Source organism: Variovorax sp. MPBD4-3, assembly GCF_058809745.1.
The window spans coordinates 1-5569 of sequence record NZ_JBXASW010000116.1 but is presented as its reverse complement, the minus strand read 5'-3'; the positions used below and the strand labels follow the sequence as shown (position 1 = coordinate 5569).

At 70.0% G+C, this 5569-nt stretch carries 6 protein-coding genes; 4 read left to right on the top strand and 2 right to left on the bottom strand.

Annotated elements, in window-relative coordinates; genetic code table 11:
- Positions 1-198: 198 nt before the first annotated feature.
- The gene (locus AC1RVW_RS30535) at positions 199-2184 is read right to left on the bottom strand and encodes a monovalent cation:proton antiporter family protein (RefSeq protein WP_106936293.1); all 1986 of its coding nucleotides are present in this window, start codon (positions 2182-2184) and stop codon (positions 199-201) included.
- Between the two features lie 90 nt (positions 2185-2274).
- On the opposite strand from AC1RVW_RS30535, the gene AC1RVW_RS30530 reads away from it, so the two are divergent.
- The 4 genes from AC1RVW_RS30530 to AC1RVW_RS30515 are packed head-to-tail and all read left to right on the top strand — an operon-like array spanning position 2275 to position 5299.
- Positions 2275-3276 carry a KpsF/GutQ family sugar-phosphate isomerase gene (locus AC1RVW_RS30530; RefSeq protein ID WP_081269789.1) on the top strand — a complete coding sequence of 334 codons (1002 nt, stop codon included), beginning with the start codon at positions 2275-2277 and terminating at the stop codon, positions 3274-3276.
- Positions 3276-3824 (top strand): KdsC family phosphatase, encoded by a 549-nt coding sequence (locus tag AC1RVW_RS30525; protein WP_081269790.1) that lies wholly within the window; start codon positions 3276-3278, stop codon positions 3822-3824. Before AC1RVW_RS30530 ends, AC1RVW_RS30525 begins: the two co-directional genes overlap by 1 nt.
- On the top strand, positions 3821-4483 hold the full coding sequence (gene lptC / locus AC1RVW_RS30520; RefSeq protein ID WP_172839906.1) for an LPS export ABC transporter periplasmic protein LptC: 663 nt from the start codon (positions 3821-3823) through the stop codon (positions 4481-4483). Before AC1RVW_RS30525 ends, lptC begins: the two co-directional genes overlap by 4 nt.
- Before the next feature lie 30 nt (positions 4484-4513).
- Positions 4514-5299 (top strand): SDR family oxidoreductase, encoded by a 786-nt coding sequence (locus tag AC1RVW_RS30515; protein WP_493204467.1) that lies wholly within the window; start codon positions 4514-4516, stop codon positions 5297-5299.
- 83 nt (positions 5300-5382) lie between these two features.
- On the opposite strand, the gene AC1RVW_RS30510 is transcribed toward AC1RVW_RS30515, so the two are convergent.
- Positions 5383-5569: hypothetical protein (locus AC1RVW_RS30510; protein WP_493204465.1), on the bottom strand; the 187-nt coding region annotated here is incomplete at its 5' end.

Genomic DNA, 5569 nt, shown 5'->3' with positions numbered 1-5569 from the left:
CGCCCCTCCTGCCCCCGAGCCCCTGGCCCAGTGCGGCGACCGCAACTTCATCGCGCGGGCGCAGTGCATGGCCGCGCAGTGCCTCAAGGCCGAGTACAAGGCCCATTCGCAATGCGAGGCGGTGCGCCGCCAGCAGCGCATCGACGAAGAAAAACGCAACCCGACGCTGATCAATTGAGCTGAGCGGCCCCGGCCGCCTCAGCCCTTCTGCAGCCGCTCGATCGCCACGGCCAGCGCGGTCGGCTTGCCGGACAGCACCAGCGTGTCGCCGTCGGTCAGCACCGTGTCGCCGGCCGGCGTGCGTGGCTGGCCGTCATGGCGGCGAACGCTCGCGACGCGCACGCCCAGCGTCGGCAGCGCCAGCTGCTCCAGCGTCTGGCCGACGGCGCGGGCGCCGGCGTTCAGGGTGAAGCTGTTGAGCCGTTCGTGGTCGACCTCGTCGGCCTTGTCGTCGTCGGCGCCGTGGAAGTAGCCGCGCAGCAGGTTGTAGCGCGCATCGCGCTGGTCCTGCACCACGCGGATCACGCGCCGCATCGGCACGCCGACCAGCGCCAGCGCGTGGCTCGCGAGCATCAGCGAACCCTCGATGGCTTCGGGCACCACCTCGGTGGCGCCGGCGGCCTGCAGCTTCTCGAGGTCGTGGTCGTCCTGCGTGCGCACGATCACCGGCACGTGGGCGGCGTGGGCGCGCGTGTTGGCCAGCACCTTCATGGCGCCCGGCACGTCGAGGTAGGTGACCACCACCGCGCTGGCGCGTGCCAGGCCGGCGGCCATCAGCGCCTGCAGCCGCGCCGCGTCGCCGAACACCACCGAGTCGCCGGCGGCGGCGGCCTGGCGCACGCGGTCGGGGTCGAGGTCGAGCGCCATGTACGGGATGCCCTCGCGCTCCAGGATGCGCGCCAGGTTCTGGCCGCAGCGCCCGTAGCCGCAGATGATCACGTGCTGCGCCGTGTTGATGGTCTTGCGCGCGATGCTCGTCATCTGCAGCGACTGCTGCAGCCAGTCGCTGGCCACCAGCTTCCGCACGATGGCGTTGCTGTACATGATGATGAAAGGCGTCGCCAGCATCGACAGCACCATCGACGCCAGCACCGGATTGGCCAGCCACGACGGCAGCAGGCTGCGCTCCTGCGCCAGCGTCAGCAGCACGAAGCCGAATTCGCCGGCCTGCGCGAGGTAAAGGCCGGTGCGCAGCGACACGCCCGAGGTGGCCCCGAGCACCCTTGCCAGCACCGTCACCAGCCCGAGCTTGAACCCCAGCGGCACCAGCAGCAGCACGCCCACCAGCATCCAGCGCTCGACCACGATGTGCCAGTCGAGCGACATGCCCACGGTAATGAAGAACAGCCCTAGCAGCACGTCGTGGAAGGGGCGGATGTCGGTCTCGACCTGGTGCTTGTATTCGGTTTCCGACACCAGCATGCCCGCGATGAAAGCGCCCAGCGCCAGGCTCAGGCCGGCCAGTTCGGTGAGCCAGGCGAGCCCCAGCGTCACCAGCAGCACGTTCAGGATGAACAGCTCCTCGCTGCGCCGCCGCGCCACCAGCGTGAGCCACCAGCGCATGACGCGCGGGCCGCCGTAGAGCAGCACGCCGATCAGGAAGGTGGCCTTCAGCAGCGCGAGGCCGAGCGCCTTGGCCAGCGCCTCGGGCGGCGCGCCCAGCGCGGGGATCAGCACCAGCAGCGGCACCACCGCCAGATCCTGGAACAGCAGCACGCCCATCACGCGCTTGCCGTGCTCGCTCTCGAGCTCCAGCCGCTCGGCCATCAGCTTGACGACGATGGCGGTGCTGCTCATGGTGAGCGCGCCCGACAGCGCCAGCGCGGTTTGCCAGCCGAGCTGCCATGACGGCGGCAGCAGCCGCGCGATCAGCAGCGCGCCGGCCGTGGCGATGGCCATCGTCAGCAGCACCTGCAGCAGGCCGAGCCCGAACACGTGCTTTCGCATGGCGCGCAGCTTGGGCAGGCTGAATTCCAGCCCGATCACGAACATCAGGAACACGACGCCGAATTCGCCCAGGTGCCGGATGCCCTCGGAGTTCTGCGCCAGCGCGAACGCATGCGGTCCGATCAGCACGCCGGCCGACAGGTAGCCCAGCATCGGGGGCAGCTTCAGGGAGCGGCAGGCCACCACGCCGATCACCGCGGCAAGCAGGTACAACAGCGTGAGATCGAACGAAGACATAGGCGCCGATGCTAGAGCAATGTCCGTGCCCCGGGCTTCGCCGGGGCGTGCACGGATATCCCCGGATTGGCCGCCCCGTAAAATCTGCCGATGAGCTCCCGTCCCGTCCCGGCCCCCGTGGTCGACCCCGAAGCGATCCTCTCCCGGGCACGCATCACTTTCGACATCGAAGCCGAAGCCGTCTCCGGCCTGAAGGCCCGCGTCGGGCCGAGCTTCGTCGACGCCGTGCGCAAGATCCTCGAAGTGCGCGGCCGCGTGGTCGTCATGGGCATGGGCAAGAGCGGCCACGTCGGCCGCAAGATCGCCGCCACCCTCGCCTCCACCGGCACGCCCGCGATGTTCGTGCACCCGGCCGAGGCCAGCCACGGCGACCTCGGCATGATCAAGTCGGTCGACCTGGTGCTGGCCATCTCCAACAGCGGCGAAGTCGACGAGCTCACCGTCATCCTGCCGGTCGTCAAGCGCCAGGGCGTGCCCCTGATCGCCATGACCGGCCGCCCCGAGTCCACCCTTGCGCGCCATGCCGACATCGTGATCGACGCCGGCGTCTCCAAGGAAGCCTGCCCGCTCAACCTCGCCCCCACCGCGAGCACCACCGCCCAGATGGCGATGGGCGACGCACTGGCCGTGGCGCTGCTCGACGCGCGCGGCTTCGGCTCCGAAGACTTCGCGCGCTCGCATCCGGGCGGCGCGCTCGGGCGCAAGCTGCTCACCCACGTGAGCGACGTCATGCGCTCCGGCGACGAGGTGCCGCGCGTGCCGCCGTCGGCCACCATCAGCGAGCTGATGCGCGCGATGAGCATCAAGGGCTTCGGCGCCGCCGCGGTGGTCGAGCCCGACGGCCGGGCCTCGGGCATCTTCACCGACGGCGACCTGCGCCGCCTGATCGAAGCCGGCGCCGACCTGCGCAGCCCCAAGGCGGCCGAGGTGATGCACCACAATCCGCGCACCATCCGCGTCGACGCGCTGGCCGTCGAAGCCGCCGAGCTCATGGAGCAATGCGGCATCACCCGGCTGTTCGTGATCGACGGCGCGGGCGTGGTCGTGGGTGCGATCAACACCAACGACCTGATGCGCGCGAAGGTCATCTGATGGCGCTCGAGTTCCAGGCCGAGACCCTGCTCGCCGCGCAGGACGTGCGCATCGTTTTCTTCGACATCGACGGCGTGCTGACCGACGGCGGCGTGTACTTCACCGAGCACGGCGAAACGCTCAAGCGCTTCAGCATCCTCGACGGCTACGGCCTCAAGCTGCTGCGCAAGGCGGGCATCGTGCCCGCGGTGATCACCGGGCGCGATTCCAAGCCGCTGCGCGTGCGGCTCGAGGCCCTGGGCATCGAGCATGTGCGCTACGGCACCGAAGACAAGCTGCCCGCCGCGCAGGCCATGCTCGGCCAGCTGGGCTTCACGTGGGCACAGGCCGCGGCCATCGGCGACGACTGGCCCGACCTGCCGGTGCTCACGCGCGTGGGTTTCGCGGCGGCGCCGGCCAATGCGCATGCCGAGGTGCGCGGCATTGCCCGCTACGTCACCAAGGCGCGCGGCGGCGAAGGCGCGGCGCGCGAGTTCTGCGACCTGCTTCTCACGGCCTGCGGCCAGTACCGCGCCATGCTCGACGCTGCCCGGGGCCCGAACACATGAACAACGTGAAAAGCGCATGGGGCCTGGTGCGCGGTGTCCTCGACCGCGCCACCATCTACCTGCCGATCATCCTGACGGCGGCCGTCGCGCTCGGCACCTACTGGCTGGTGCGCAATGCGCCCAAGCTGCTGGAGCCCACCGCCAAGGCCGCGCCCACGCATGAACCCGACTACTTCATGCGCGACTTCGTCATCAAGAACTTCCTGCCGAACGGCGACCTGCGCAGCGAGCTGTACGGCGCCGAAGGCCGGCACTACCCCGACACCGACACCATCGAGGTCGACAAGGTGCGCATGCGCTCCATCTCGCCCGAGGGGCTGGTGACGCGCTCCACCGCCAACCGCGGGCTGTCGAATTCGGACGGCAGCGAGCTGCAGCTGTTCGGCAACGCCATCGTCATCCGCGACCCGTCGGTGGGTCCCGACGGCAAGCCCACGCCGCGCCTGGAGTTTCGCGGCGAGTTCCTGCACGCCTTCGTCGACACCGAGCGCGTCACGTCGAACCAGCCGGTCACGCTGATCCGCGACAAGGACCAGTTCACGGGCGACACGCTCGACTACGACAACTTGAGCGGCGTCGCCAACCTCAAGGGCCGGGTACGCGGCGTGCTGATTCCGTCGGCGGCCGCTGCCGCTCCCGCGCCTGCCAAGAAGCGCTGACAACAAGAAGACCGCGAAAGAAGATCACGCATGACCACCTCGGCCCCGCTCGTCTTCATCACCGGCGCGTCGAGCGGTATCGGCCAGGCCCTGGCCGCGAGCTTCCACGACGCGGGCTACAGGCTGGCGCTGGTGGCCCGGCGCACGGCGGAGATCGAGGCCTGGGCAAAGTCGCGCGGTCTGGGCGCGGACCGCTACCGGGTCTACAAGGCCGACGTAGCGCAGACCGACAGCATCGTGGCCGCCGGCAATGACTGCATCGCGCAGCAGGGGTTGCCCGACGTGGTGATCGCCAACGCGGGCATCAGCATCGGCATCGACACCGCGGAGCGCGCCGACCTCGACGTGCTTTCGCAGACCTTCGCCACCAACAACGTCGGGCTGGCGGCGACCTTCCATCCGTTCGTGCGGGCGATGGTGCAGCGCGGCAGCGGCCGGCTGGTCGGCATCGGCAGCGTTGCATCCATCCGCGGCCTGCCCGGCCACGGGGCCTACTGCGCAAGCAAGGCCGGCGTGGTCGCGTACTGCGAGAGCCTGCGCGGAGAGCTGCACAACAGCGGCGTGAAGGTGGTCACCCTCTGCCCCGGCTACATCGACACGCCGCTGACGCAGGGCAACCGCTACGGCATGCCCTTCCTCATGAAGGCCGAAGACTTTGCCGCCCAGGCGCTGCGTGCCATCGAGTCGGGCACGAGCTACCGCGTCATTCCGTGGCAGATGGGCGTGGTCGCCAAGATCATGCGCATGCTGCCGAATGCCGTGCTCGACCGCGCGGTACAGGGGCGCGGCCGCAAGAAGCGAAGCGGCGAGGCCTGAACCGGCGCGAGGAAAAGCGGGCGGCCAAAGAAAAAGGCTCCGGAAGGAGCCTTTTGTCTTTTCTGTGCGTCGAGGTGCAGGACTCAGTAGCCGCTGTTGCCGCCGCCGTAGCCACCGCCACCACCGCTGCGACCACCGCCGCCACCGCCACGGGGGCCGGCGCCGTAGGGGCTGCGGAAACCGCCGTCGCCACCACCGCCGCCGCCACTGCGGCCACCGCCGCCGTAGCCGCCGCCACCGCCGGAGCGGCCACCGCCGCCACCACCGTAG

What these genes read in the sequence shown, in the direction of transcription:
- AC1RVW_RS30515 (WP_493204467.1), top strand. Translation starts at nt 4,514, where the DNA reads ATGACCACCTCGGCCCCGCTCGTCTTCATCACCGGCGCGTCGAGCGGT.
- AC1RVW_RS30525 (WP_081269790.1), top strand. Translation starts at nt 3,276, where the DNA reads ATGGCGCTCGAGTTCCAGGCCGAGACCCTGCTCGCCGCGCAGGACGTG.
- AC1RVW_RS30530 (WP_081269789.1), top strand. Translation starts at nt 2,275, where the DNA reads ATGAGCTCCCGTCCCGTCCCGGCCCCCGTGGTCGACCCCGAAGCGATC.
- lptC (WP_172839906.1), top strand. Translation starts at nt 3,821, where the DNA reads ATGAACAACGTGAAAAGCGCATGGGGCCTGGTGCGCGGTGTCCTCGAC.
- AC1RVW_RS30535 (WP_106936293.1), bottom strand. Translation starts at nt 2,184, where the DNA reads ATGTCTTCGTTCGATCTCACGCTGTTGTACCTGCTTGCCGCGGTGATC.